The sequence below is a fragment of the Endothiovibrio diazotrophicus genome (assembly GCF_054657215.1).
In genome coordinates this window covers 1-1,746 of the sequence record NZ_BAAHXB010000245.1, presented here as the reverse complement: position 1 = coordinate 1,746, position 1,746 = coordinate 1, and the positions used below count along the sequence as shown (strand labels likewise).

Here is a 1,746-nt window from a genome sequence, read left to right as displayed (position 1 = left end):
CACGGTGACGGTGGCCCCCGAGGCGATTTCGGCGCTGTCGGAGAAGCCGACGGTGCGCCCGCCGGCGGCCGTGAGGTTGTCCGAGGCGAGGGTCAGCGGCGCCAGGTCCGCCTTCATGGTGCCGTAGTTGAACGGACCCACCGAGCTGGCCGTTTGGTCATTGTCGGAACTGTCCTTGCCGACCAGATCGGCGCTGGTGGCGGCGGCGGCCGGGCCGGCGGCCAGCCCCAGGCTGAGCGCCAGTCCGCTGATGAGCAGGGGTGAGAGGGGGGGCTTGTGCATTTTCGGGCTCCTCGGGAACGTTTGGATTCGGTGAGAAATCGGTCAAGGCCGGGGCGGCGCGGCGCGCGGGCGGTGCGGTCCGCGCGCCGGTGCCTCAGGCGGTAGCCCTTACTGCCTCGACACCACGTCGTTGGTGGAGGCGTCCTGGGTCACCGCGCGGACCGGGATCACGCGGTCGCCGATGAGGCTGCGCTGGACCGAGACGACGTTGAGCTTGAACGCCTTCCGCGGGGCGTTCACCCTGTCGAACCCGTAGCTGGTGCCGAGGCCCTGGACGACGAAGTCGACGTCCAGGCGCTCGGCGATGCTGTTGGCGGTGTAGCCGGCGGTCACCATCGTGGTGCGCACGTCGTAGCCCCAGAGGAGCAGCTCGTCGCTGGCGGAGACGGTGCCCACCTTGACGAAGTTGTCGCCGCTGATCTGCTTGGCGCGGGCGTAGACGTCGAAGCTGGTCTTGCCGATCTCGTCGCCGCTCACCGGGCCGGCGGAGAGGTCGACGCCGATGCGCACGAACTGCTCGAAGGCGTCATGCCCGGACCACAGATAGTTGGGGCGGAAGCGGGCGCCCTCGTAGCCGGTGAGGGTGCACAGCCCCTGGTTGCTCTCGAAACCAATGCCATTCACGCCCATGCCGATGTTGGCGGCGGCGTAGTCGGCGGTGGCGGTGACGCCGCCGCTGGTGGCGGAGTGGCTCGCGTAGTAGATGCCGGGGGTCAGCGCGGTGGTGCCGTTGAAGACGATCTTCACCGGGGTCCCGTCGGTGAAGGAGGCCGCATCGTTGCCGCTGTCGGCCGGGTCCCAGGTGAGGGTGGCCTTGTTGTTGGCGGTGTCGAGGGTGAACTTCTCGTCGGCGTCGAAGGTGCTGGAGTTGTCCAGGTCCCAGTGGATCGAGCCGACCGCCGCCATCGGGCCGTGGATGGTGGTGGTCACACTCACCTGGCCGGCGGTGAAGTCGCTCCAGCCGGCGATCTTGCCGGCGTCGATCAGCGTGTAATTGTCAGACAGACCGTTATCGGCGCTCTCGGAGATCTCAAGCTTTATCATCGGCAGCGTCCCGTCGGCGTCGTCGTAGCTCTGGCTGCTGGTGGTGGATTTCCCTTCGGCGCAGATCAGCCGGTACTCGGAGCGGACGTAGTTGGCGAGGTACCTGGTGTCGCTGACGTCGATGCTCTCGGTGACGCCGATGCGGGTGGGGTTGCTGGTTTTGGGGGCGATGGTGGCGGTGAGATACGGTGCGGCGGCGCGGGCGATCAATGCGAAGCCGGTGGTGGAGGTGCCGGTGATCGCCGCGGTGAAGTCGCCGGTGGCGTCCTGGTTGATGATCCAGGTGGGGGTCTGGGCGGTGTCGCCGTCGCTGTAGCTGTGGGCCGAGCTGCTGGTGGCGTCCTTGCTGCGCACCACCACCACCTGGGCGTCGGCGGCGACGGCCGCGGTGGTGGTGAAGGTGAGCACGCTGTCGCCGGA

Annotated in this window: 2 protein-coding genes; both read right to left on the bottom strand. The window is 68.2% G+C overall.

The window, feature by feature from the left end:
* Positions 1 to 282 (bottom strand): hypothetical protein (locus ACYQ2W_RS26120; RefSeq protein ID WP_459873984.1); only part of this gene is annotated, 282 nt, incomplete at its 3' end.
* A gap of 108 nt (positions 283 to 390) precedes the next feature.
* On the bottom strand, positions 391 to 1,746 hold a 1,356-nt coding region (locus ACYQ2W_RS26115; protein WP_459873982.1), incomplete at its 5' end, for a hypothetical protein.